The 25582-nt window shown below is 62.1% G+C and carries 24 protein-coding genes; 4 read left to right on the plus strand and 20 right to left on the minus strand.

Annotated features, from left to right (window positions below; genetic code table 11):
* The first annotated feature begins 78 nt into the window (after nucleotides 1-78).
* On the plus strand, nucleotides 79-927 hold the full coding sequence (locus N8H22_RS10535; RefSeq protein ID WP_264590455.1) for a GNAT family N-acetyltransferase: 849 nt from the start codon (nucleotides 79-81) through the stop codon (nucleotides 925-927).
* Nucleotides 928-945: 18 nt separating this feature from the next.
* Here the strand turns inward: N8H22_RS10535 and N8H22_RS10540 are convergent, their stop codons facing one another.
* The 8 genes from N8H22_RS10540 to ispF form a co-directional block, all read right to left on the minus strand.
* Complete coding sequence (locus N8H22_RS10540; RefSeq protein ID WP_264590456.1) at nucleotides 946-1077, minus strand: hypothetical protein; 132 nt, start codon at nucleotides 1075-1077, stop codon at nucleotides 946-948.
* A 573-nt stretch (nucleotides 1078-1650) separates the two neighbouring features.
* Nucleotides 1651-2646: an RNA polymerase sigma factor RpoS gene (gene rpoS, locus N8H22_RS10545; protein WP_264590457.1), complete on the minus strand. Its 996-nt coding sequence runs from the start codon at nucleotides 2644-2646 to the stop codon at nucleotides 1651-1653.
* 97 nt (nucleotides 2647-2743) lie between these two features.
* Complete coding sequence (locus tag N8H22_RS10550; RefSeq protein WP_264590458.1) at nucleotides 2744-3658, minus strand: peptidoglycan DD-metalloendopeptidase family protein; 915 nt, start codon at nucleotides 3656-3658, stop codon at nucleotides 2744-2746.
* Nucleotides 3616-4551 (minus strand): DUF368 domain-containing protein, encoded by a 936-nt coding sequence (locus N8H22_RS10555; RefSeq protein WP_264590459.1) that lies wholly within the window; start codon nucleotides 4549-4551, stop codon nucleotides 3616-3618. Before N8H22_RS10555 ends, N8H22_RS10550 begins: the two co-directional genes overlap by 43 nt.
* 19 nt (nucleotides 4552-4570) lie before the next feature.
* On the minus strand, nucleotides 4571-5206 hold the full coding sequence (locus tag N8H22_RS10560) for a protein-L-isoaspartate(D-aspartate) O-methyltransferase (protein WP_264590460.1): 636 nt from the start codon (nucleotides 5204-5206) through the stop codon (nucleotides 4571-4573).
* Between the two features lie 41 nt (nucleotides 5207-5247).
* Entirely contained in the window at nucleotides 5248-5997 is a 750-nt protein-coding gene (surE, locus tag N8H22_RS10565) for a 5'/3'-nucleotidase SurE (RefSeq protein WP_264590461.1), read from the minus strand.
* Nucleotides 5997-7037: a tRNA pseudouridine(13) synthase TruD gene (gene truD, locus N8H22_RS10570; RefSeq protein WP_264590462.1), complete on the minus strand. Its 1041-nt coding sequence runs from the start codon at nucleotides 7035-7037 to the stop codon at nucleotides 5997-5999. The genes surE and truD overlap by 1 nt, the downstream gene beginning before the upstream one ends.
* Complete coding sequence (gene ispF / locus N8H22_RS10575) at nucleotides 7034-7507, minus strand: 2-C-methyl-D-erythritol 2,4-cyclodiphosphate synthase (protein ID WP_264590463.1); 474 nt, start codon at nucleotides 7505-7507, stop codon at nucleotides 7034-7036. Before ispF ends, truD begins: the two co-directional genes overlap by 4 nt.
* 181 nt (nucleotides 7508-7688) lie before the next feature.
* On the opposite strand from ispF, the gene N8H22_RS10580 reads away from it, so the two are divergent.
* The gene (locus N8H22_RS10580) at nucleotides 7689-7991 is read left to right on the plus strand and encodes a helix-turn-helix transcriptional regulator (protein ID WP_264590464.1); all 303 of its coding nucleotides are present in this window, start codon (nucleotides 7689-7691) and stop codon (nucleotides 7989-7991) included.
* A 38-nt stretch (nucleotides 7992-8029) separates the two neighbouring features.
* The gene (locus N8H22_RS10585) at nucleotides 8030-9079 is read left to right on the plus strand and encodes an alkene reductase (protein ID WP_264590465.1); all 1050 of its coding nucleotides are present in this window, start codon (nucleotides 8030-8032) and stop codon (nucleotides 9077-9079) included.
* A gap of 241 nt (nucleotides 9080-9320) precedes the next feature.
* Here the strand turns inward: N8H22_RS10585 and fghA are convergent, their stop codons facing one another.
* Together fghA and N8H22_RS10595 are read right to left on the minus strand one after the other, a co-directional pair.
* On the minus strand, nucleotides 9321-10166 hold the full coding sequence (gene fghA, locus N8H22_RS10590; protein ID WP_264590466.1) for an S-formylglutathione hydrolase: 846 nt from the start codon (nucleotides 10164-10166) through the stop codon (nucleotides 9321-9323).
* Between the two features lie 90 nt (nucleotides 10167-10256).
* The gene (locus N8H22_RS10595) at nucleotides 10257-11372 is read right to left on the minus strand and encodes an S-(hydroxymethyl)glutathione dehydrogenase/class III alcohol dehydrogenase (RefSeq protein WP_264590467.1); all 1116 of its coding nucleotides are present in this window, start codon (nucleotides 11370-11372) and stop codon (nucleotides 10257-10259) included.
* A gap of 163 nt (nucleotides 11373-11535) precedes the next feature.
* Between N8H22_RS10595 and N8H22_RS10600 the strand changes: the two genes are divergently transcribed.
* Complete coding sequence (locus N8H22_RS10600) at nucleotides 11536-12444, plus strand: LysR family transcriptional regulator (RefSeq protein WP_264590468.1); 909 nt, start codon at nucleotides 11536-11538, stop codon at nucleotides 12442-12444.
* Nucleotides 12445-12482: 38 nt separating this feature from the next.
* Here N8H22_RS10600 and ispD read toward each other — a convergent pair whose 3' ends face one another.
* From ispD to lpxB, 10 genes are all read right to left on the minus strand, one after another.
* Nucleotides 12483-13190 (minus strand): 2-C-methyl-D-erythritol 4-phosphate cytidylyltransferase, encoded by a 708-nt coding sequence (ispD, locus tag N8H22_RS10605; protein WP_264590469.1) that lies wholly within the window; start codon nucleotides 13188-13190, stop codon nucleotides 12483-12485.
* Entirely contained in the window at nucleotides 13187-13465 is a 279-nt protein-coding gene (gene ftsB / locus N8H22_RS10610) for a cell division protein FtsB (protein ID WP_264590636.1), read from the minus strand. Before ftsB ends, ispD begins: the two co-directional genes overlap by 4 nt.
* 146 nt (nucleotides 13466-13611) lie before the next feature.
* Entirely contained in the window at nucleotides 13612-14901 is a 1290-nt protein-coding gene (gene eno / locus N8H22_RS10615) for a phosphopyruvate hydratase (protein ID WP_264590470.1), read from the minus strand.
* A gap of 38 nt (nucleotides 14902-14939) precedes the next feature.
* Nucleotides 14940-15785: a 3-deoxy-8-phosphooctulonate synthase gene (gene kdsA, locus N8H22_RS10620; RefSeq protein WP_264590471.1), complete on the minus strand. Its 846-nt coding sequence runs from the start codon at nucleotides 15783-15785 to the stop codon at nucleotides 14940-14942.
* Entirely contained in the window at nucleotides 15782-17413 is a 1632-nt protein-coding gene (locus tag N8H22_RS10625; RefSeq protein ID WP_264590472.1) for a CTP synthase, read from the minus strand. The genes kdsA and N8H22_RS10625 overlap by 4 nt, the downstream gene beginning before the upstream one ends.
* A gap of 156 nt (nucleotides 17414-17569) precedes the next feature.
* Complete coding sequence (tilS, locus tag N8H22_RS10630; protein ID WP_264590473.1) at nucleotides 17570-18874, minus strand: tRNA lysidine(34) synthetase TilS; 1305 nt, start codon at nucleotides 18872-18874, stop codon at nucleotides 17570-17572.
* A 166-nt stretch (nucleotides 18875-19040) separates the two neighbouring features.
* Entirely contained in the window at nucleotides 19041-19991 is a 951-nt protein-coding gene (locus N8H22_RS10635; protein ID WP_264590474.1) for an acetyl-CoA carboxylase carboxyltransferase subunit alpha, read from the minus strand.
* Between the two features lie 187 nt (nucleotides 19992-20178).
* The gene (gene dnaE / locus N8H22_RS10640) at nucleotides 20179-23700 is read right to left on the minus strand and encodes a DNA polymerase III subunit alpha (RefSeq protein ID WP_264590475.1); all 3522 of its coding nucleotides are present in this window, start codon (nucleotides 23698-23700) and stop codon (nucleotides 20179-20181) included.
* 107 nt (nucleotides 23701-23807) lie between these two features.
* The gene (gene rnhB / locus N8H22_RS10645) at nucleotides 23808-24449 is read right to left on the minus strand and encodes a ribonuclease HII (protein ID WP_264590476.1); all 642 of its coding nucleotides are present in this window, start codon (nucleotides 24447-24449) and stop codon (nucleotides 23808-23810) included.
* Entirely contained in the window at nucleotides 24449-25582 is a 1134-nt protein-coding gene (gene lpxB, locus N8H22_RS10650) for a lipid-A-disaccharide synthase (RefSeq protein ID WP_264590477.1), read from the minus strand. Before lpxB ends, rnhB begins: the two co-directional genes overlap by 1 nt.

A 25582-nucleotide genomic window follows, 5' to 3' on the forward strand; every position in this document is an offset into this window, starting at 1 on the left:
GAGCAGATAAACGGCAGCGAGCTTCGGCAACGGCGACTGCGGCGCTAAACTGGACGCCCTTCAAACCATCGGACGGCCATGCCAGCCCTCGAAATCCAGCAGCTCTCCGCCGCGCAGCAACCACTGATCGTGCGTTTCTACCGAGCCCACAACAGCCGCAACCGAGTTCGGCCGCAAGCACAGTGCTGGGTCGCCCGGCGTGGTGAGATCGTCGGCGGCCTATGCCTTACGCCCGTGGCGAGCGGGCATTTCCTCACAGGGCTGCTGGTGGCTCCCAGTGAGCGCAATCAGGGCATCGGCGCGCAACTGGTGGAGTGCGCGTTGCGCGATATTCACCAGCCGGTCTGGCTGTTCTGCCAGCCACGGCTCTACGGATTCTATGCTCGGCTGGGTTTCACCTCGGCCACCACCCTGCCAGAACCGCTGGCCGACCGGCTGGCACGCTACCAGCAAACCAAGACGCTGATCGCCCTCCAACGCAACGACTGGATATCCACCATGCCCATGCCGACCCTGACGATCGCCATCGCTTGCCTGTTCGACAATGCTCGACGCATTCTCATTGTGCGCAAGCGTGGCAGCCGCTACTTCATGCTCCCCGGCGGCAAGGCCGAGGCAGGCGAAACGCCCGTGCAAACCTTGCAGCGGGAGCTACTGGAGGAATTGGGACTGCAGCTGGAAGAGCGGGACCTTCAGCCCCTCGGGCACTATGCAGCCCCGGCCGCCAACGAGCCAGGGCACTGGGTCGAAGCGGAGGTGTTCCAAGGCCGACTGACGCAGGCTGTGCAGGTGCAGGCGGAGCTGGAAGAATTGGACTGGCTGGAGCTGCCGCCCGCGCGCACCGAGCATCTGGCACCACTACTGCGCGAGCGCATTCTGCCAGTACTGCTGGAGCAAAGCGGCTGCTTTGCCCCAGAACGACGATAGCCGGCAGCTACGCCAGCGTCATGGCGAAATCGGATCGCTCGCCGGAAAGGTTTCCTCCAGCGCTTCATCCAACTGCTCCTCGTCAGCCTCTTCCGGACGCCGTTCTGGATCATCAGCTGGAGCCTGCCGGTCTGTGCGAGTACTGTTCATTACGCGTCTCCTGTCGAACCACAGTGAACCATTAGGCCACTCGCTCGATCATCGGTTCGGCGCCTTTGGCACTTTCCTGCGAGCAAAAAAAGGGGCGGGAGTTTATCCCCGCCCGTCTTCTTCCATGCTCCCTTTATTTCCTGCTCATCGTCCTGATGAAATCGCCTCCAGCGATTGCTCCTGACCATCATCCTTGGTGGCCTGCGCTTATCCGTCAGCACGGTGGCGATATTAATGACTGCGAGCGCTCGAGCAACTCCCTGAAAGCCCGCTCGCAATCCGCTTCGCCTGCCTGCATTCCAAAATAGATCTTTAAGAATCAAACAGATATGACAGAAAAAGTGCTGTTCAGCCCGAACGCGACAGGGTCTCTCCACGCTTTTCCTACAGCTCATGTAAGTAAATGCTTACAACGCAAAACGGCAACGTGGAAATCGGGCAAGAAAAGGATTAGTTCTCCCGGCTGACAGCTTACTGGCGCGAAACCGGCGCCATCCCGGCCGAACAAGCGCTCGAAAGATTCGATCGAGAAAGAAACCGCCCGGAGGATTCCGGGCGGATGACCACAGCCGATTACTGGAACAAGGCGTCGCTAGACAGCCCATTACGCTCGAGGATTTCGCGCAGCCGGCGCAGCGCTTCGACTTGAATCTGACGGACGCGCTCGCGGGTGAGGCCGATTTCCTGACCAACCTCTTCCAGAGTGCAGCTCTCGTGGCCACGCAAACCGAACCGGCGGACCACGACCTCCCGCTGCTTCTCCGTCAGATCCGACAGCCACTGATCGATACTGGCGGACAGGTCATCATCCAGCAGCAGATCGCAGGGATCACTGGGCTTGTCGTCCGTCAGCGTATCAAGCAGCGTCTTGTCGGTGTCCGGGCCAAGCGAAACGTCTACCGACGTGACCCGCTCGTTGAGGCCAAGCATGCGCTTGACCTCACCCACCGGCTTCTCCAGCAGATTGGCAATTTCTTCCGGGCTGGGCTCGTGATCAAGTTTCTGCGTCAACTCGCGAGCGGCACGCAAATAGACGTTGAGCTCTTTGACTACATGAATCGGCAGGCGAATGGTCCGGGTCTGATTCATGATCGCCCGTTCGATGGTCTGCCGGATCCACCAGGTGGCGTAAGTGGAGAAGCGGAAGCCACGCTCCGGATCGAACTTCTCCACTGCACGAATCAACCCCAGATTCCCCTCCTCGACCAGGTCGAGCAGCGACAAGCCGCGGTTGACGTACCGCCGGGCAATCTTCACGACCAAGCGCAGGTTGCTTTCGATCATGCGCTTGCGGCCAGCCGGATCGCCTTTGCGTGCCAGACGGGCGAAGTGGACTTCCTCTTCCGGAGTCAGGAGGGGCGAGAAACCGATTTCGTTGAGATACAACTGCGTGGCGTCGAGGGCCCGGTTGTAATCGATGAACTTGTGTTGTTTGGTAGCCGCAGACTTGGCTTTGCTGCCCGCGGAGATCCGATGCACTTCGCCAGTCGTATCGAAGTCCATGGTAGGTTCCATGAGAAGAACCCCATCGTCGACGTCAAACTCCAGCGCTTCTTTTTCGAGTGCCATTTTTATTGTCCCGTTCTGAGTTCGACCACGGGCTCGGGCGACGCGCAATCCTTGGCGAAACTCGAGCCCATCCTACTGTGGAACGGGCGGCCATCGGTCAACGCCTTGGCAGGTACTGCATCGGATCTACGGGTTTCCCCTGACGACGGATTTCGAAGTGCAACTTTACGCGGTCGGTTCCCGTCGATCCCATCTCGGCAATACTTTGCCCAGCTTTGACTTTCTGGCCCTCCCGTACCAGCAACCTGCGGTTATGGCCGTAGGCGCTTACATAGGTATCGTTGTGCTTGATGATCACAAGTTCGCCGTAACCCCGTAAACCACTGCCGGCGTACACCACAGTCCCATCAGAAGCAGCCAAAACAGGCTGTCCTAATTCCCCTGCGATATCAATTCCTTTATTCAAACTGCCGTTTGAGGAAAAACGCCCGATGATCTGGCCATTTGCTGGCCATGCCCAGCCACTGGCGGAGCGCGCAACGGGCGTGATACTCGGGGCCGGCGCCGGCTTGACGGGCGTCGTAGTGATCGCTGGCGGCTGCGGGACGGGGGTCGCGACAACTGGCGGTGTCCGTGTAGGAACGGCTGCCGGAGCAGGTGCGGTTACGGTGCGTGGAGGCTGCGCACTGGCGACTGCCCTATGGGCACCGCTATCGAAACGGATACGTTGCCCCGGATGAATGACATAAGGCGGCGGAATACGGTTGGCGCGCGCGAGCGCTCGCCAGTCCCAACCATAGCGTCTGGCGATCGATGACAGCGTGTCACCTCGACGGACCGTGTGATAACCGCTCGTTGCGGCCGGACGACCGTTGCGGTCCACCACCTGGACGCCCCCCTGCTGCGGCGTGGAACAGCCAACCAGCAGCCAGCCGGTCAGTAGCACGACAGGTAGCGAGCGGCATAAGGGATCGCGAATCAACCGCTGGATGGTGGTGAGCCTCAATGCTCGCTCCCTTTGAAGAACAATCAGACGCGCTCGGTGATCGGCTGACGTCGAGTGGCGAACCATTCCAGACCAAGCACAACGACGATACCGGCAACGGCCAGCAGAATCGCCAGCAATAGCTGCGGATCTTGCCCGGTAAGATCGCCATACGCCCCCGGGAGCAGATTCTGCTCCAGTAGCGGGGTGCGTTCGCCATGGGAATTGGTACGCCAGGTCAGCGTCTCCTTCCACGGCCAGACTTTGTTCAGCGAACCGAGCATCAGCCCGGTCAGGAATGCCAGCGTGAGATCGCGCCACTTACGCAGCGTCCAGCTAAGCAGTTTGGCGAAACTGAGCAGACCCAGCGCACAACCTCCCGCGAACACCAACAAAACACCAATATCCATGCTGCGCACTGCGCCCAGCACCGCCGGGTACAACCCGAGCAAGACAAGAATGAAACTGCCGGAAATGCCGGGCAGGATCATGGCGCAGATAGCGATGGCGCCGGCGAAGAACAGGCTCAGGCTATCGGTACCCCACTGCATCGGTGCGGCAACGGTTATCCAGTACGCAAACGCGACTCCAAGGACGAAACTGACGCCACGCGACAAATTGCGCCGCTGGATCTCCTTGGCAACCAGATGCACCGACACCAGGATCAGACCGAAAAAGAACGACCACACGGGGATCGGATGTTGCTCCAGCAGATAGGTAATCAGACGAGCCAAGCTGAAAACGCTGGTGAGCACGCCCGCCAGCAGAGTCAGCAGAAAGCCGGCATTGGCGGTTGCCCATGCCTCGACCAGCCGCCCGCGCACCAGCGGTCGAACGGCATATGGCAACGCGGCGATAGAGCGCAGCAATTCATCGTAAATGCCGGTAATGAACGCGACCGTACCGCCAGATACACCAGGCACCACATCCGCCGCGCCCATGGCCATGCCCTTGGCGTACAACAACAAAGCGTTTTTCATGCATCCTTCCGCTGAATGATCAAACCACGGGGCCATTGAGCAGCGGCACGAAGCGCACGGTATCCAGAAGATGGCGGGAAAAACCGTTTTCCTCTCGAATGATCAGCATCAATTGCTGGACCTCGCCGGCCCCGACCGGAATCACCAGCCGCCCTCCGGGCGCCAGCTGATCGAGCAGAGCCTGCGGCACTTCGGTCGCCGCCGCGGTAACGATGATGCCGTTGTAGGGCGCCAGTGCGGGCCAGCCCTCCCAACCATCGCCCCAGCGAAAGACCACATTGCGCAGCTTGAGTTCGGTCAGACGCTCCTTGGCGCGATCCTGCAATGCCTGAATGCGCTCAACGGAAAACACCCGTTCGACCAGCTGCGCCAGCACCGCGGTCTGATACCCCGAGCCGGTGCCAATCTCCAGCACCTTATCCAACGGACCATCGGCCAGCAGCAGCTCGCTCATGCGCGCCACCATGAATGGCTGGGAAATCGTCTGGTTGTGCCCGATAGGCAGCGCCGTGTCCTCGTAGGCGCGATGCGCCAGAGCCTCATCGACGAACAGGTGTCGCGGGGTACGGCGGATCACCTCCAGCACATGGGGGTTGGACAGGCCCTCCTCGTAGAGCCGCTGGATCAGGCGGTCACGGGTGCGTTGCGAGGTCATGCCAGTACCGTGTCGCATCAAGTCGCCGGGTCCACGATGGCTCACAGCAGATCCTCCAGCCAGTGCTCAAGACCCTGGAAGGCCTCGTGGAATGTCCGGTCCAGCTGCAACGGCGTAATCGATACGTAACCCTGCATGACCGCGTGGAAGTCGGTGCCCGGGCCGCCGTCCTCGACATCACCGGCCACGGAGATCCAGTAGCCTTCCTTGCCCCGCGGGTTGGCCTGCTTGACGGGTGGCTTGGCACGACTGCGGTGGCCGAGGCGGGTTAGCCGGATACCACGGATATGGTCCAGCGGCAGGTTTGGCACATTGACGCTGAGTACAGTGCGTGCGGGCAGATCCAGCTGATCATGCTTCTCGACCAGCGTTCGAGCGATGGCAGCTGCGGTTGGCAGGTTCTCCGGCGAGCGTGAGATCAGCGAAAAGGCGAAGGCCGGACGGCCGGTGAAACGCCCCTCGATAGCTGCCGCGACGGTGCCTGAATAGAGCACATCGTCGCCGAGGTTGGCACCCAGATTGATCCCTGAGACGACCATGTCAGGCGCCTCGTCAAGCAGGCCATTGAGGCCCAGGTGCACACAATCGGTGGGCGAACCGTTAAGGCCGATGAACCCATTGGGCATGCGCACGGGGTGCAGCGGCCGGTCCAGGGTAAGGGCGCTGCTGGCGCCGCTCATGTCTTGGATCGGTGCTACCACCCGGCACTCGGCATAGTCGGCCAGCGCGTCATAAAGCGCGGCGAGCCCGGGTGCATACACCCCGTCGTCGTTGGCGATCAGAATACGCATCAGATGTCCGTCTGCCCTGCCAGGCTGACCAGTTCGCGCACCACAGCGGTGGCAAAACATCCGGTCGGCAGGACGAATTCCAGTTGCAGAATGTCAGGCCCGGGATAATGCCACGACAAACCGCTGATGGGGAGGCGAAGGATGCGCCGTTCGTGCTTCATCCCGGCCTGCGCCAACCAATTGGCGATCGCCCCTTCATTTGCAGCCACCGCATCCTCTAGCGCCTGAATTTCGGCGCCCGCCGGCGAGCCACCTTCGCCCCAGAGTGGACCGGTGGGATGCAGGTCGAGGATCGCCAGGCGTGGGTCGCTGCACTCCGCCTCACCGGCGGGAAAGAAACTGCGACTGTCGGTAAACGCCAGCAGATCCCCTATCCTCGCCTGAGCCCAGCTGCCGTCTGCAACGCGCTCGGCCAGCACACGATTGAACAGGTAGCTGCGTCCGGCCGAAAGCAGACGTGAACGCAGGTTGCGCTGCACCGGCAAGTCCCCCTTTGCAGCGAACTCACGGGCACCATGCAGATTGCCACCCTCGTAGCCAAAGCGCTGCAGACCGAAGTAATTGGGCACACCGCATGCCTTGATCTGCGCCAGCCGCGCATCGAGCAGTGCATGGTCGGCGCGCAGCTCAGTCAGGCGCAGCCGAAAACCGTTGGCCGAATGCGCGCCGCGCTGCAACTTGCGCTGGTGCCGCGTGCGTTTGAGGATCGTCAGGCTGTCGTTTTCCGCCGCACCAAGCTCAGGGTCCGCCTTGCCCGGTAGATGCAAGCTGAACCACTGCCGGGTCAGCGCCTGGCGGTCCTTCAACCCCGCATAGCTGATCATTTTCAATGGCACGCCAGCCGCGCGAGCGATGCGCTTGGCCGCCTCCTCGGTATTCAGGTTGCGCTTTTCCACCCAGAGCCAGAGGTGTTCCCCCTCTCCCGACAGCGGGATGTCGAGTACCTCATCAACCTGAAAATCCTCGGCGACCGCCTTGAGCACGGCGCTGCCGCAGGATTCGCCGTGGGCGCGCGGCCCGAGCAACTGATCTTCGGTCATACGCGAACCAGCAAGGCAACCGCGTGCACGGCGATCCCCTCCTCGCGCCCGGTGAAGCCGAGCTTCTCGGTAGTGGTGGCCTTGACGTTGACCTGATCCAGCTCAACCTGCAAATCAGCCGCGATCAGCGCGCGCATGCTTTCGATGTGCGGCGCCATCTTCGGCGCCTGGGCGATGATCGTCGCATCGACATTGCCGACCACGTAGCCCTTGGCCTGCACCTGCGCCAGCACATGGCGTAGCAGCACGCGGCTGTCGGCGCCCTTGAACTGCGGGTCGGTGTCCGGGAAATGCTTGCCGATATCTCCCAGCGCCGCAGCACCGAGCAGCGCGTCGCTCAGGGCATGCAACAGCACGTCGCCGTCGGAATGGGCCAGCAGCCCGAACCGGTGTGGAATCCGCACGCCGCCAAGCGTGATGTGGTCGCCTTCGCCGAAGCGGTGCACGTCATAACCGTGGCCGATACGCATAGATCAAACACCCTGGAATAACTAGAGGCGGCGATTCTACAGGAGGCGGATGTCCCTGAGCGGATCGCCGCGGCGCGCCCGTACATCGACGCCGCCGATAACCACCATCAGCCGAATCGATCTTGTATCGCCAAACACCGATATATAGTTCGCCTCAACCCGATATAGGCAGCTGAAGACCATGCCGGACGACTTCGACGACATCATCAAGGCCCTCGCCCATCCGCTGCGCCGCGACATCCTGCGCTGGCTCAAGGAGCCGCAACGCTATTTCGCCGAGCAGCGTCACTCGCTGGAGAGTGGTGTCTGCGCCGGACAGATCGACCAGCGTGCCGGACTGTCGCAATCGACCGTATCGGCGCACCTGGCCACCCTGCAGAAGGCCGGGCTGGTCACCAGCCAGAAGGTCGGCCAGTGGCATTTCTTCAAGCGCAACGACGCGGTCATCCAGACCTTCGTCGAGCGCATCGGCCACGAACTCTGAATCCTTTCTTGCACCACCCGTACAGGAGCAGTATCGCTATGCCCACACTCTTCGACCCGATCAAGATCGGCGACCTGGAACTGAACAACCGCGTCATCATGGCGCCGCTGACCCGCTGCCGCGCCGAGCCCGGCCGCGTTCCCGGCGACCTGATTGCCGAGTACTACGCCCAGCGCGCCGACGCCGGCCTGATCATCAGCGAAGCCACCTCGGTGACCCCGATGGGCGTCGGCTACCCGGACACCCCCGGCATCTGGTCCGCCGAGCAGACTCAAGGCTGGAAGAAGGTCACCGACGCCGTGCACGCCAAAGGCGGCAAGATCGTCCTGCAGCTCTGGCATGTCGGCCGTATCTCCGACCCGATCTACCTCGACGGCCAGCTGCCGGTCGCGCCCAGTTCCATCAAGCCCGCCGGGCATGTCAGCCTGGTCCGCCCGATGAAGGATTACGAAACGCCTCGCGCGCTGGAGACCGACGAGATCCCCGGCATCATCGAGGCTTACCGCAAGGGTGCCGAGAATGCCAAGGAAGCCGGTTTCGACGGTGTCGAGATCCATGGCGCCAATGGTTACCTGCTCGACCAGTTCCTGCAGGACAGCACCAACAAGCGCACCGATGCCTACGGTGGCTCGCTGGAAAACCGCGCCAGGCTGCTGCTGGAAGTGACCGAGGCCGCCGTCTCCGTTTGGGGCGCCGGCCGCGTCGGTGTGCATCTGGCACCGCGAGCCGACTCTCACGACATGGGCGATTCCAACCGTGCCGAGACTTTCGGCTACGTTGCCCGTGAACTGGGCAAGCGCGGCATCGCCTTCATCTGCACCCGCGAGAAGGCCGGTGAAGATAGCCTCGGCCCGCAGCTCAAGCAGCTCTTCGGCGGCGTCTACATCGCCAACGAACGCTTCACCAAGGAACAGGCCAACGCCTGGCTGGCGGAAGGCAAGGCCGATGCCGTGGCCTTCGGTATTCCCTACATCGCCAACCCTGATCTGGTCGAGCGTCTGCGCCGGGATGCGCCGCTGAACGAGGCCAAGCCCGAGTTGTTCTACGCCCAGGGTCCGGTCGGCTACACCGATTATCCGTCGCTCTAAGCTCCTGGCGATGGAAAGGCCCGAGCGGCATGTCCGCTCGGGCCTTTTTTATGACCTGCCGTTCCTGTCGGTAGACGCGTGGATGAGGCGTCGCCGTCATCTACCCTGAGCCCCATTCTGGGGCCGTAGGGTGGAAACCGCGAAGCGTTTTCCACGCGACCAGCGCGGCATGCAAAACGCCCCGGCCAGCACGGTCACCGACCGAAACAGACGCGTGGATGAGGCTGCGCCGCTATCCAGCCTACGCCTTCAGCGCCTCGGCATGATGCCGCAGGTGATCATCGATAAAGCTGGCGATGAAGTAGTAGCTGTGGTCGTAGCCCGGCTGGATGCGCAGCGTCAGCGAGTGCCCAGCAGCGTCCGCAGCGGCACGCAGCGCCTGCGGCTTGAGCTGGCCATCCATGAAGTCATCGCGATCGCCCTGATCCACCAGCATCGGCAGCTTCTCGCTGGCCTCGGCGATCAGCGCGCAGGCATCCCACTCCCGCCAGCGCGAACGATCCTCGCCGAGGTAGCGGCCGAAGGCCTTTTCACCCCAGGGGCAGTTGAGCGGATTGCTGATCGGCGCAAAGGCCGAGACGGACCGATAGCGGCCCGGATTCTTCAGCGCGCAGATCAGCGCCCCATGCCCGCCCATGGAATGCCCGCTGATGCCGCGGCGGTCGGAGACTGGGAAGTTGGCTTCGACCAGTGCCGGCAGCTCCTCGACCACATAGTCGTACATCCGATAATGCTGGGCCCAGGGCTCCTGTGTGGCATTGAGATAGAAGCCCGCGCCCAGACCGAAGTCCCAGGCGCCATCGGGATCGTCCGGCACGCCTGGGCCGCGCGGGCTGGTGTCCGGCGCGACGATGATCAGCCCGAGTTCGGCCGCCATGCGTAGTGCACCGGCCTTCTGCATGAAATTTTCGTCGGTGCAGGTCAGCCCGGACAGCCAGTACAGTACCGGCAGTTTTTCGCCCTGCTCGGCCTGCGGCGGCAGGAACACGGCAAATACCATGTCGCAGTTCAGAGCGCTGGAACGGTGGCGGTAGCGCTTGTGCCAGCCGCCGAAGCTCTTGTTGCTGGAAACGATTTCAAGGGTCATGAACGGGCCTCGCGCAAGGTGGAAACCGCGCGGGCTCCCACCGGTCGAGGTGGACAAGCCGCCGATCGGCGGCGATATCCACCCTAGGGATCAGAAGTGGATGACGGTCCGAATGCTCTTGCCTTCGTGCATCAGGTCGAACGCTTCGTTGATCTTGTCCAGCGGCAGGTTGTGGGTGATGAAGGTATCCAGCGGAATCTCACCGCTCTGCGCCTTCGCCACATAGCTCGGCAGCTCGGTACGGCCCTTCACGCCGCCGAACGCCGAACCACGCCAGACGCGCCCGGTGACCAGCTGGAACGGACGGGTGCTGATCTCCTGCCCGGCACCAGCGACGCCGATGATGGTCGACTCGCCCCAGCCCTTGTGACAGCACTCGAGCGCCGCACGCATCAGCTGCACGTTGCCGACGCATTCGAAGGAATAGTCGACGCCACCATCGGTCATCTCGACGATCACCTCCTGAATCGGCTTGTCGTGCTCCTTCGGATTGACGAAATCGGTGGCGCCGAGTTCTTCGGCGATGGCGAACTTGCCCGGGTTGATGTCGATGGCGATGATCCGGCTGGCCTTGGCCATCTTCGCGCCGATGATCGCCGCCAGGCCGATGCCGCCGAGACCGAAGATCGCCACGGTGGCGCCCTCTTCCACCTTGGCCGTATTGAGTACGGCGCCGATACCGGTGGTCACGCCGCAACCGAGCAGGCAGACCTTTTCCAGCGGGGCTTCCTTGGGAATCTTGGCCACCGAGACTTCCGGCAGCACGGTGTACTCGGAGAAGGTCGAGCAGCCCATGTAGTGGTAGATCGGCTCGCCGTTGTAGCTGAAGCGCGTGGTGCCGTCGGGCATCAGGCCCTTGCCCTGGGTGGCGCGCACGGAGCTGCACAGGTTGGTCTTGCCCGATTTGCAGAACTTGCACTCGCGGCATTCGGCGGTATAGAGCGGAATCACGTGATCGCCGACCGCCACCGAGGTGACACCCTCACCCACCGCCTCGACGATGCCGCCACCCTCGTGACCGAGGATGCAGGGGAACACGCCTTCCGAATCCTCACCGGAGAGGGTGTAGGCGTCGGTATGGCAAACCCCGGTGGCGACGATACGGATCAGGACCTCGCCGGCCTTGGGCGGAGCGACATCCACTTCCACGATCTGCAGGGGCTGGTTGGGGCCAAAGGCAACGGCTGCGCGCGACTTGATGGTCATGGACATCACTCTCGATGTGATTGGGAAAACACAAAGTGTAATTCATGACCAAACAGGGATTAATGAAGTCGTCAGGAAAACATTATTGCCACTGAGGGACAATAAACTCGCAGCGCGTTAGGATCTCCCGCTCACCTCACTCGCTGAATCTGCTGGAGAACCCATGAGTCGCTGGGAAGGCCTCGACGAATTCGTGGCGGTTGCCGAATGCGGCAGCTTCATGCGCGCCGCTGAGCGCCTGCGGGTGTCGTCCTCGCATGTCAGCCGCCAGGTTGCGCGCCTTGAAGAACGTCTGCAGGCGCGCTTGCTCTATCGCACGACGCGCCGCGTGTCGCTGACCGAAGCCGGGCATACCTTCTTCGCCCACTGTCAGCGATTGATCGAAGAACGTGACGAAGCCTTTCTGGCCATCAGCGATCTGCACAGCGCGCCAACCGGGCTGCTACGCATGACCGCTGCAGTGGCCTATGGCGAGCGGTTCATCGTGCCGCTGGTAAACGAATTCATGGCTCAGCATCCGCAACTGCGCGTCGATATCGAGCTATCCAACCGCACCCTCGATCTGGTTCAGGAGGGTTACGACCTGGCCATCCGCCTCGGCAAGCTGGGTGAGTCGCGCCTGGTTGCCACGCGCATCGCGCCACGAGCGATGTACTTGTGCGCCGCTCCGAGCTATCTGGAGCGCTACGGACGGCCACACACCCTGTCTGAGCTGGCGCGACACAACTGTCTGATCGGCACGAGCGACATCTGGTCTTTTCAGACCGAAGGCCGCGAACAGCACTTCAAGCCCAGCGGGAACTGGCGATGCAACAGTGGAGAGGCCGTACTGGACGCGGCGCTGCGTGGCTTCGGCTTGTGCCAGCTGCCGGATTACTACGTACAGGAACCACTGCGCCGCGGCGAGCTGATCTCGTTGCTGGAAGTCAACCAGCCGCCGGACACGGCCGTCTGGGCTGTCTACCCGCAGCGGCGCTATCCGCTGCCCAAGGTCCGCCTGCTCATCGAGGCGCTGAAGAACGGTCTGGCCCGACGCCCCGAATATGCAGACAACCCCGCTGTTGCACGCTGAAACCGTCAGCGCTCTCTCAGCGACGCCTCCGCGTCAGGTCAGAAGTTGCGCCAGCGCTGCTCAAGCCATTGCAGGTCTTCAGGACGCGTGATTTTCAGGTTATCCGCACGCCCTTCGATTAGTCGTGGCAAAAATCCTGCCCACTCCACGGCCGATGCTTCGTCCGTGATCGCCACGCCCGCCGCCAGTGCCGCAGCAAGTGCTTGCCGCAACATTCCCAAGCGGAACATCTGCGGCGTATAGGCCTGCCAGATCACGCTGCGGTCCACCGTTTCCAGCACCCGGCCATCAGCCCCGGCACGCTTGAGCGTGTCGCGCGCCGGCACGGCAAGCAAGCCACCGACCGCATCATCCGCCAGCTCGCCCAGCAGCTTGTCGAGATCCTCACGCGCAAGATTCGGTCGCGCGGCATCATGCACCAGCACCCAATCGTCTTCCGCTGCGCCCAGCTCTACCAAATGCTGCAAACCATTTAGTACGGAGTCGCTGCGCTCCAATCCGCCCAGGGCGCGTTGGATACGAACATCGCGGGCACAGGGTATGTCGTGCCAATACGGGTCATCGGCCGCCAGGCAAACCACCAGCCCCTTGAGCTGCGGATGCTCGAGAAAGCAGTCAAGGGTATGTTCGATGATGCAGCGCCCGCCTAGCCGCAGGTACTGCTTGGGCCGATCCGCGCGCATGCGACTGCCGACACCGGCAGCCGGAATCACGACCCAGAAGCCAGGCAGATTGAAGCTGTTCATTCGGTCAGCTGGTAGAGGGTTTCACCCTCTTTGACCATGCCCAACTCCTGCCGGGCGCGCTCTTCAACCGTCTCCATACCGGCTTTCAATTCCAGCACCTCCGCCTCGAGAATGCGATTACGCTCGAGCAAGCGCTCATTCTCGCCTTGCTGTTCGGCGATCTGCTTGTTCAGGCTGCTGACCTGGGCAAGGCTGCCCTCTCCCACCCACAGACGGTACTGCAAGCCGCCCAGCAGCAGGATCAGCACGACGAACAACCAGTAAGGGCGACGCATAGCAGGCATGAAACGACTTCGGCTGTTTTCGATAATGGAGACGCGGACAGTTTCTCGCTGAGCCTACAGAGCCCTGTTCGGGTGACCGCCGTGGCGATTGAAACAAAAAAGGGCGACTCGCGCCGCCCTTTTTTAAATGCCGATACTCAACCGCGGAATTCGGCACGGCCCTTGTACGGGGCCTTGCCGCCCAGCTGCTCTTCGATACGCAGCAGCTGGTTGTACTTGGACACGCGGTCGGAGCGGCACAGGGAGCCGGTCTTGATCTGACCGGCGGCGGTGCCCACGGCCAGGTCGGCGATGGTGCTGTCCTCGGTTTCACCGGAGCGGTGCGAAATCACCGCGGTGAAACCGGCGGCCTTGGCCATCTGGATGGCTTCCAGGGTCTCGGTCAGCGAGCCGATCTGGTTGAACTTGATCAGGATCGAGTTGCCGATCTTCTCTTCGATGCCGCGCTTGAGGATCTTGGTGTTGGTGACGAACAGGTCGTCGCCGACCAGCTGTACCTTCTCGCCGATCTTGTCGGTCAGCACCTTCCAGCCGGCCCAGTCGGACTCGTCCATGCCGTCTTCGATGGAGATGATCGGGTAGCGCTGGGTCAGGCCGGCCAGGTAGTCGGCGAAGCCTTCGGCACTGAACACCTTGCCTTCACCGGCCAAGTCGTACTTGCCGTCCTTGTAGAACTCGGAGGAAGCGCAGTCCAGGGCCAGGGTGATGTCGGTGCCCAGCTTGTAGCCGGCGTTGGCCACGGCCTCGGCGATGGCGGCCAGGGCGTCTTCGTTGGAGGCCAGGTTCGGCGCGAAGCCGCCTTCGTCACCTACGGCGGTGTTCAGGCCACGGGCCTTCAGCACGGCTTTCAGGTGATGGAAGATCTCGGCGCCCATGCGCAGTGCGTCGGCGAAGGTCTTGGCACCGACCGGCTGGACCATGAATTCCTGGATGTCGACGTTGTTATCGGCGTGCTCGCCGCCGTTGATGATGTTCATCATCGGCACCGGCATGGAGTACACGCCGGGGGTGCCGTTCAGGTCGGCGATGTGCGCGTACAGCGGCATGCCCTTGGCCTTGGCGGCAGCCTTGGCGGCGGCCAGGGACACGGCGAGGATGGCGTTGGCGCCCAGCTTGGCCTTGTTCTCGGTACCGTCCAACTCGATCATGGCGCGGTCCAGAGCCTGCTGGTCTTCCGGGTTCTTGCCCAGCAGCAGGTCACGGATCGGACCGTTGACGTTGCCCACGGCCTTCAGCACGCCCTTGCCCAGATAACGGCTCTTGTCGCCATCGCGCAGCTCGAGCGCTTCGCGCGAACCGGTGGAGGCGCCGGACGGCGCGCAGGCGCTGCCCACGATACCGTTGTCGAGAATCACGTCGGCTTCCACGGTCGGGTTACCGCGGGAGTCCAGGACTTCGCGGCCCTTGATGTCGACGATTTTTGCCATGCTTGCTAACACTCCAGTGAAGGGCTTGTGGCAGAGCCTCAAGCGGTCTCGATAGCGGGGAATTGCTTGATCAGGTCATCCAGCTGCTTGAGCTGGGTGAGGAAGGGTTCCAGCTTGTTCAGGCGCAGCGCGCAGGGACCGTCGCACTTGGCGTTGTCCGGATCCGGATGCGCTTCCAGGAACAGGCCGGCCAGACCCTGGGACAGACCGGCCTTGGCCAGGTCGGTGACCTGGGCGCGGCGACCGCCGGCGGAATCGGCGCGACCACCGGGCATCTGCAGCGCGTGGGTGACGTCGAAGAACACCGGGTACTCGAACTGCTTCATGATGCCGAAGCCGAGCATGTCCACGACCAGGTTGTTGTAGCCGAAGCTGGAGCCGCGCTCGCAGAGAATCAGTTGATCGTTACCGGCCTCCTCGCACTTGCGCAGGATGTGCTTCATCTCCTGCGGGGCGAGGAACTGGGCCTTCTTGATGTTGATCACCGCACCGGTCTTGGCCATTGCCACCACCAGGTCGGTCTGCCGCGACAGGAAGGCCGGCAGCTGGATGATGTCGCACACCTCGGCCACCGGAGCCGCCTGGTAGGGCTCGTGCACATCGGTGATCACCGGCACGCCGAAGGTCTTCTTCACTTCCTCGAAGATCTTCATGCCCTCTTCCAGGCCCGGGCCACGGAAGGAGGTGATCGAGGAGCGGTTGGCCTTGTCGAAGCTGGCCTTGAACACGTAGGGAATGCCAAGCTTCTCGGTGACCCGCACGTACTCCTCGCAGGCCTGCATCGCCAGGTCGCGGGATTCCAGCACGTTGATGCCGCCGAACAGCACGAACGGCTTGTCGTTGGCGATCTCGATGTTGCCGACGCGGATGATCTTCTGGGTCATGCCTTGTTCGCCTTGTATTCCAGCGCGGCGTTCACGAAGCCACTGAACAGCGGGTGGCCGTCACGCGGGGTGGAGGTGAATTCCGGGTGGAACTGGCAGGCCACGAACCACGGATGGTTCGGCGCTTCGACCACTTCGACCAGCGCCCCGTCTCCGGAACGCCCGGTAATCTTCAGCCCGGCTGCCTGCAGTTGGGGCAGCAGCGTATTGTTGACTTCGTAACGATGGCGGTGGCGCTCGACGATACGCTCCTGGCCGTAGCACTCATAAACTTTCGAGCCTGGCTCCAGTCCGCACTCCTGAGCCCCGAGGCGCATGGTGCCCCCAAGATCGGAGCTATCGGTACGGGTTTCCACCGCGCCGCTGGCGTCGGCCCATTCGGTGATCAGACCAACGACCGGGTGCGTGCTGTTCTTATCGAACTCGGTGGAATTGGCATCGGCCCAGCCCAGCACGTCCCGGGCGAACTCGATGACCGCCACCTGCATGCCCAGACAGATGCCCAGGTAGGGGATCTTGTTTTCACGGGCATAACGGACCGTGGCGATCTTGCCTTCAACGCCGCGCAGACCGAAACCACCTGGTACCAGAATGGCGTCGACACCTTCCAGCAGACCGGTGCCTTGATTTTCGATGTCTTCCGAGTCGATGTAGCGCAGGTTCACTTTGGTACGGCTCTGAATGCCGGCGTGGCTCATGGCCTCGATCAGAGATTTATAGGCGTCCAGAAGTTCCATGTACTTGCCAACCATGGCAATGGTGACTTCTTTCTCGGGGTTCAGCTTGGCGTCGACCACGCGATCCCACTCGGACAGATCGGCACCGCCGCACTTCAGATCGAAACGCTCAACGACGTAGTCGTCCAGCCCCTGAGCATGCAGGATGCCAGGGATCTTGTAGATGGTGTCGGCGTCCGGCAGGCTGATTACCGCACGCTCTTCGACGTTGGTGAACAGAGCAATCTTGCGTCGCGAAGACACGTCGATGGCACGATCCGAACGGCAGACCAGCACGTCTGGCTGAAGGCCGATGGAACGCAGCTCCTTCACCGAGTGCTGGGTCGGCTTGGTCTTGGTCTCACCGGCAGTGGCGATGTAGGGAACCAGCGTCAGATGCATCAGCATGGCGCGCTTGGCACCCACTTCCACACGCAGCTGGCGAATCGCCTCGAGGAACGGTTGCGACTCGATGTCGCCGACGGTGCCGCCGACTTCCACCAGCGCTACGTCAGCATCACCAGCGCCCTTGATGATGCGGCGCTTGATCTCGTCGGTGATATGCGGAATGACCTGGATGGTCGCGCCGAGATAGTCACCACGACGTTCACGGCGCAGCACGTCTTCGTAGACGCGACCGGTAGTGAAGTTGTTGTTCTGGGTCATGCGGGTGCGAATGAACCGCTCGTAGTGACCCAGATCGAGGTCGGTTTCAGCGCCGTCGTGGGTGACGAACACTTCGCCGTGCTGGAACGGGCTCATGGTGCCCGGATCGACGTTGATGTAAGGGTCCAGCTTGAGCATCGTGACCTTCAGGCCCCGCGCCTCCAGGATGGCCGCCAATGAAGCCGAGGCGATGCCTTTCCCCAATGAAGAAACAACACCACCCGTGACGAAGATGTAGCGCGTCATGAAAAACCCTAGAAGTCTGCGTTAAGCGGTCAGCGCCGCCGGGGGAAAGCGAAGATGCCATTGCGCGCCAGGCGGCAATAGCGCAACTGCCGCGGATTCCGAGGAAGCCGCAGAAGCTGTATTGAGACGGGAGCGTAGTCTACCGGAAAGCCCTTATCACCTCAAACCTGCGTCGGCCGCCGGAGGCTCCCAACCTAAGGACAACGGCCTCGCACTCAGGTGTGGCATGTTCGCCACTGCAATCAACTGACCATCGGCATAAAGCAGCGGTAGACGAGAGCGCAGGAAAACCGGCACTCCCGCTTCGTTAAGCAGGCGTTTGAGGTCGCGGCGGCCCCGTGCTGGCACATCCATCACTTCCCCCCCCTGCCGATAGCGCACCTCGAGTCGCGCGCGGCCATCGAGCCCCGCGACACGCACCACGCCATTTCCCGGCAACTGCAGCTGTTCCCCAGGGTCGTGCCAGACGACCACGCCAACCGCCGGCTGCAGCCAGAGCCCCGATAACCACCACAGGCGATCGCCACAACGATGCAGCTCGCCCGCGGCTATACGCCAGAGGGGCGTTGCGTCGGTCGAGGCGTCACGCAGAGACTCCCAGCCCAGCCAATGGTCACTGTCGGGTAGCGTCGTGAAGTCTCCCAGCCAATGGCGCAGCGCGTTACGCTGGCGAGCCGGACTGAGCGCCTTGAGCGGAGACAACTCGAGATTCGGCAGAGGCAACCAGTCGTAGGCACCAGCCGCGCTCGCCGCCGCAATATCCATACCTGCAAGCTCATCCAGCAACGTCTGAGCCTCCGCCATATGGATGGTGGCGCGCGCGATTGTCGACGCGGCCTGCGGCCAATGCCGGCGAAGTGCGGGTATTACCTGGTGGCGCAGGTAGTTGCGCGAGTATTCGATGTTGCCGTTGCTCGGATCATCGACCCAGTCGAGACCATGAACGCGGGCATAGCCTTCCAGCTCGACTCTCCCAATGCCCAGCAGCGGGCGCACCAGTCGCCCCCGCCCGAGCGGACGCTCGGCTGGCATAGCAGCCAGCCCACGCACGCCAGCGCCGCGCAATAGCCGGAACAGTAATGTTTCAGCCTGATCGTCACGATGCTGCGCCGTCAGCAGCACCTCGTTCTCGCCCAAACTTTCGGCAAATGCGGTATACCTTGCCTGCCGCGCCGCCTGCTCCATGCTGCTCGCCGTTGCGACACTAACGGACACCACCTCCAGCGGCACCCCAAGTTTTTCGCAAAGCGCCTGACAGTGACCGGGCCACGCCTCGGCAGCGGGCTGCAACCCGTGATGAACGTGAATCGCCATGAGCGGCGGTAATCGCTCGCGGCGACCGAGCCGGACCAACAGGTGCAGCAGCACCGTAGAGTCGAGCCCTCCAGAGAACGCCACACGCCAGCGCGGCGCGCTGCGCCATGAATTCAAGGCTGACAACAGACGGGCATCGAGAGACATATCGATCACGACGTGGATTTCACGCAACGAATGCGAGCCAGGGCCAAAGCATGTCGAGCACCGTTAAAAAGAACAGGGTGCATAATGCACCCTGTTCGATACTGCAGCACGACTAGCGTCGCGACTGACTGCTTTGACTTCCGCTAGCCTCGCATCTACCTGAGGATCAGGCGATGCCGTAGCTCATCAGGCGCTCGTAGCGACGCGCGAGCAACTTGTCGGTATCCAGCGACTTGAGCATATCCAGCTGTTTGGTCAGCTCTTCGCCCATCGAGGCTGCCATCACCGCCGGGTTGCGATGCGCGCCGCCCAGCGGCTCGGGAATGACCTTGTCGACGATCCCTAGATCCTTCAGTCGCTCAGCAGTTACACCCATCGCCTCAGCCGCTTCCGGCGCCTTCTCGGCGGTGCGCCAAAGAATGGAGGCGCAACCTTCCGGGGAGATAACCGCGTAGGTCGAATACTGCAGCATGTTCAGCTGGTCGCATACGCCGATAGCCAACGCACCACCCGAGCCACCCTCACCGATAACGGTCGCGATGATCGGCGTCTTCAGCCGCGCCATGACGCGCAGGTTCCAGGCGATGGCTTCGCTCTGGTTGCGTTCCTCGGCATCAATACCTGGATACGCACCCGGAGTGTCGATGAAGGTCAGGATCGGCAGCTTGAAACGCTCAGCCATTTCCATCAGACGACAGGCCTTACGATAACCTTCCGGGCGCGGCATGCCGAAATTGCGGCGCACCTTCTCGCGCACTTCGCGGCCTTTCTGATGACCGATAACCATCACCGGCTGCCCGTTCAGGCGGGCCGTGCCACCGACGATGGCAGCGTCGTCGGAAAAGTGCCGATCACCGTGCAGCTCTTCGAACTCGGTGAACAGGTGGTTGATGTAGTCGAGGGTATAGGGCCGCTGCGGATGGCGCGCCAGGCGAGCGATCTGCCAGCTGGTGAGATTGCCGAAAATACTTTCGGTGAGCGATTCGCTCTTGTCCTGCAGGCGGGCAATCTCGTCGCCGATGTTCAGCGAGTTGTCGTTACCAACCAGGCGCAACTCTTCGATCTTGGCTTGCAGGTCGGCAATCGGCTGTTCGAAATCGAGAAAATTCGGGTTCATAGGCATCCGTCATGCGTCGACGGCCAGGCGGCCGGGAGGCTGTTCCGTTTTTTGCGCCATACCTTACGGGACCGGCGCATCGAGGTCGAACAAAAATTGTTCGGAACCATGACCCGATCATGACCGGGTCGTTCTGACGTCACCCAGGCGACGTCAATGGATCGGGGTGCTCGGCAACGACCACCCGTCATCGGTATTGCAGGAAGACGTTGTCGCGCCCGAACTGGTCACGCAATGCCTGAATCAAGTTGTCTGCCGGATCGATCCGCCAGTCCTCGCCAAATTGCAGCAGCGCGCGCGCATCGCGCCCGGTGTATTCCAGAGTGATCGGACAGGCACCGCGATGCCGGCCGCACACATCGGCAAGCCAGCGCACCCGATCGCCCTTGAGCGCCTCACTTGCCACCTTCACGCGCAGACTCTCGGCCAGACCGGTGCGTGCCTCCTCCAGACTCATCACCCGCTTGGCGCGCAAGCGTAGACCACCGGAGAAATCATCGTTGCTAACCTCCCCCTCGACCACCACCAGCGCGTCGGTCTGCAGCAGTGCCTGGGCGCTGTTGAACGCCTCGGCGAACAGTGAAGCCTCGATCCGGCCCGAGCGGTCATCAAGGGTAATGAAGCCCATCTTGTCGCCCTTCTTGTTCTTCATCACCCGCAGGTTGACGATCAGTCCGGCGATGGTCTGGTCGCCCCGTGCCGGACGCAGATCGACGATGCGCTGGCGTGCGAAGCGGCGCACCTCCCCTTCATACTCATCAATTGGGTGACCAGTGAGATAAAGCCCAAGAGTGTCCTTCTCCCCCTTCAGGCGCTCCTTGAGCGACAGTTCACGTGCCTTGCGGTGATTGGCGTAGACATCTGCCTCCGGCTCGGCAAACAGGCCACCGAACAGATCCATGTGGCCACTGTCCAGACTGCGAGCAGTCTGTTCAGCCGCCTGCACTGCCTCTTCCATCGCCGCCAACAACACCGCGCGGTTGCGATCGATGTTTGCCTGATAGGCCTTGGCTTCTTCATGGAAGTAGGGCCCTAGGCGATCCAGCGCACCGGAGCGAATCAAAGCTTCAAGAGTCCGCTTGTTGATGCGCTTGAGATCGACCCGACTGCAGAAGTCGAACAGATCCTTGAACGGCCCGCCCTCGGCACGGCATTCCGCGATCGCCTCCACCGGCCCCTCACCGACACCCTTGACCGCACCCAGACCGTAGACGATGCGGCCATCGTCGTTGACGGTGAACTTGAACTCGGAAACATTCACGTCCGGCGGATCGATGCGCAGCTTCATGCTGCGGCACTCCTCAATGAGGATCACCACCTTGTCGGTGTTGTGCATATCCGCAGAGAGCACGGCCGCCATGAACGGCGACGGATGATGTGCCTTGAGCCAGGCGGTCTGGTAAGAAACCAGACCATAGGCGGCCGAGTGAGATTTATTGAACCCGTAACCTGCGAATTTTTCTACGAGGTCGAAGATGTTGCCCGCCAGCTCACCGTCGATGCCGTTATTCGCGCAACCTTCGATGAAGCCACCACGCTGCTTGGCCATTTCCTCGGGTTTCTTCTTACCCATCGCGCGACGCAGCATGTCGGCGCCGCCGAGGGTGTAGCCGGCCATCACCTGCGCGATCTGCATCACCTGTTCCTGATACAGAATGATGCCGTAGGTAGGCTTGAGTACCGGCTCGAGCCCCGCGTACTGATAGTCCGGGTGCGGATAAGAGACCTCGGCACGCCCGTGCTTGCGGTTGATGAAATCGTCAACCATGCCCGACTGCAAAGGGCCGGGACGGAACAGTGCCACCAGTGCGATGAGGTCTTCCAAGCAGTCCGGCTTAAGCTTTTTGATCAGCTCCTTCATGCCGCGGGATTCGAGCTGGAATACCGCGGTGGTCTCGGCCTTCTGCAGCAACTGGTAGGTCGGCTTGTCATCCAGCGGGATGAAGTCGATGTTGATCGGCTCCAGGCCCTTCTTGGCCTGTTCCCGGTTGATGGTCTCCAGGGCCCATTTGATGATCGTCAGCGTGCGCAGGCCGAGGAAGTCGAACTTCACCAGACCGGCCTGCTCGACGTCGTCCTTGTCAAACTGAGTCACCAGGCCGCCGCCCTCTTCGTCGCAAGCGATCGGCGCGAAGTCGGTGAGCTTGGTTGGCGCGATCACCACGCCGCCGGCGTGCTTGCCAGTGCCGCGGGTGATGCCTTCGAGCTTGAGGGCCATGTCCCAGATTTCTTTTGCATCCTCGTCGATGGTGAGGAACTCGCGCAGCGGCTCCTCCATCTCGTAGGCCTTTTCCAGGGTCATACCGACTTCGAAGGGGATCATCTTCGACAGACGGTCAGCCAGTCCGTAGGACTTGCCCTGCACACGCGCCACATCGCGCACCACCGCTTTTGCCGCCATGGTGCCGAAGGTGATGATCTGGCTCACCGCGTTGCGCCCGTAAGCCTCGGCCACGTAGTCGATAACCCGGTCACGGCCATCCATGCAGAAGTCGACGTCGAAGTCGGGCATGGAAATCCGTTCCGGGTTGAGGAAGCGCTCGAACAACAGATCGTAGGCCAGAGGATCGAGGTCGGTGATCTTCAGCACGTAGGCGACCAGCGACCCGGCACCCGAGCCCCGGCCGGGGCCGACCGGCACGCCGTTGTTCTTGGCCCACTTGATGAAGTCCATAACGATCAGGAAGTAGCCGGGGAAACCCATCTGGATGATGGTGCCCAGCTCGAACTCGAGGCGGTCGACGTAGACCTGCTTCTTCGCCGCGTAGTCCGGGGTGTCCTTGGGCAGCAGGACTTCCAGGCGCTCTTCCAGACCATCGAACGAGACTTGACGTAGGTAGTCGTCGATGGTCATGCCTTCCGGCACTGGGAAATTTGGGAGGAAGTAGGTACCCAGCTGGACTTCGATGTTGCAGCGTTTGGCGATCTCGACCGTGTTCTCCAGCGCTTCCGGCAAGTCGGAGAACAGCTCCCACATTTCCTCAGGGGACTTCAGGTATTGCTGATCCGAATAGTTACGCGGTCGTCGGGGGTCATCCAGGGTACGCCCCTCGCCGATGCAAACTCGCGTCTCATGAGCCTCGAAATCCTCCTGCTTGAGAAAGCGTACGTCGTTGGTCGCCACCAGTGGCGCGCCAGTGCGTTCGGCCAGCGCCACCGCAGCGTGCAAGTACTCCTCGTCGTTCACCCGGTTGGTACGCTGCACCTCCAGATAGAAGCGCCCGGGAAACACCTCGCGCCATTCGTCCAGCAGCAAGTCAGCTAATCCTTCATCGCCATTGAGCAAGGCGTGACCGATCTCGCCTTCCTTGGCGCCGGACAGAGCGATCACGCCTTCAGCCGCGCCTTTGACCCACTCACGTTCGATGATGACCAGATCGTTACGCTGCCCCTCCGTCCAGCCACGCGAAACCAGCTCGGTGAGGTTGCGATACCCCTTCGGATTCATCGCCAGCAGCGTCAAACGACTGAGCGGCCCATCCTCTTCGCGACTTGCCAGCCAGATGTCGGCGCCACAGATCGGCTTCACCCCTCCCCCTTGTGCCGCCTTATAGAACTTGACCAACGAGCACATATTGCTCTGATCGGTCACCGCCACGGCAGGCATTCCAGCGCCGGCAACCGCCTTGATCAGCGGCTTGACGCGCACCAGGCCATCGACCAGGGAGAACTCGGTATGCAGGCGAAGATGGACGAACGAAACGGACATGTACGAACCCAGGACTGGCGACAACAAGCGAGCGATTGTACCGGAAAGCCAACCAGCGGACCGAGGCTTGCGCGCCACCTATCGCGACAGAAGGCGCTGCAATGTCGCTAACCGAGCAGGACGCTCGCCGACAGACCGGCTTCGGTGACGACGGCCTGTTCAAGTAGCGCCCGGACCGGCGCGAAGGAACGTCGGTGGATAGGCGTCGGCCCGAGACGCCGCAGGGCCTCGAGATGGCTAGGAGTCGGATAGCCCTTATGCCCGGCAAGCCCGTAGCCCGGATAACAAAGATCGAAGGCGTGCATTTCCCGATCACGCGTGACCTTGGCCAGGATCGAAGCCGCCGCGATCGCCGGCACGCGCCCGTCGCCCTGAATGACCGGGGCACAGGGCACGGCAAGCTGTGGGCAGCGGTTGCCATCGATCAATGCCAGTCGCGGCGTCACACTCAGCCCTTCGACCGCACGCTGCATGGCCAGCATGGTTGCATGAAGAATATTCAGCTGATCGATTTCCGCCACATCGGCGCGCGCCACACACCATGCCAGCGCCTTCTCGCGAATCTCATCGAACAGCGCTTCGCGGCGCGCCTCGCTGAGCTTCTTTGAATCATTGAGGCCCTGGATCGGCCGCGCCGGATCCAGGATCACCGCCGCCGTGACCACTGGACCGCACAGCGGACCGCGGCCGACCTCGTCGACCCCTGCAACGAGTTCTTCGACCAGATTGAAGTCGAGGCCGAGCTGCATCAGGCTTGCCCGACCAAGCCGAGCACTGCCTCGGCCGCCTGCTCGGAGGCATTGCAGCGCAGGGTTCGATGAATCAGGTCGAAGCCCTCGGTCTGTACATCACCATTATCGAGCAGCGGTGACAGCGCCTGCGCCAGGGCGTCCGGCGTCGCGGCCTCCTGCAGCAACTCAGGCACCAGCAAACGCTGCGCCAACAGGTTGGGCAAGGCGACGTAGGGACTCTTCACCAATCGTTTGAGGATGCGGAAAGTCAGTGGCGCCACGCTGTAAGCAACCACCATGGGGCGCTTGAACAAGAGCGCTTCCAGCGTAGCCGTACCCGACGCGATCAGTACCGCATTGCAGGCAGCCAACGCTTCATGGGAGCGCCCATCGAGGAGGGTCAGCGGCAAATCCCGACCGGCCAACATGCTTTCCAGCTGCGCCCGGCGCTCGGGACTGGCGCATGGCAACACGAAGCGAATCCCCGGACGCACCGCGCGCAAGCGCTCGGCGGCTGCCAGAAACAGTTCACCCAGTCGCGCCACTTCGCCACCGCGACTACCCGGCATCAAGGCAACAACCTGGCATTCGCCGGGCAATCCCAGCGCGGCGCGCGCCGCTGCACGATCAGCCTGCAGCGGAATCGTATCGGCCAGTGGGTGCCCTACGAAACGCACCGGCACCCGATGCTCGTCATAGAACTGCGCCTCGAAGGGAAACAGCGTCAGCATCAGATCACAGGCCTCACGGATCTTGAGCACACGCTTCTGCCGCCACGCCCACACTGAAGGGCTAACATAATGCACGGTCTTGATGCCAGCCCGGCGCAGCTTGAGCTCGAGTCCAAGATTGAAATCCGGGGCATCGATGCCGACAAACGCATCCGGGCGCGCCTCGAGCAGGCTGTCGACCAGACGTCTGCGCCGCGCCAGCAATTCCGGCAAACGGCCCAGGACTTCCACTAAACCCATCACAGCAAGGCGTTCAAGCGGAAAATACGACGTCAGCCCTTCAGCCTCCATCCTCGGCCCGCCGACGCCGATGAACTCGATATCCGGATATCGGATCTTAAGCGCCTGCATCAGTCCAGCGCCGAGGATATCGCCGGACGACTCTCCGGCAACCAAGGCAATTTTCAACGGCCGACGCAT

The organism is Stutzerimonas sp. S1 (genome assembly GCF_025966695.1).
In the GTDB taxonomy this organism is placed as follows: domain Bacteria; phylum Pseudomonadota; class Gammaproteobacteria; order Pseudomonadales; family Pseudomonadaceae; genus Stutzerimonas.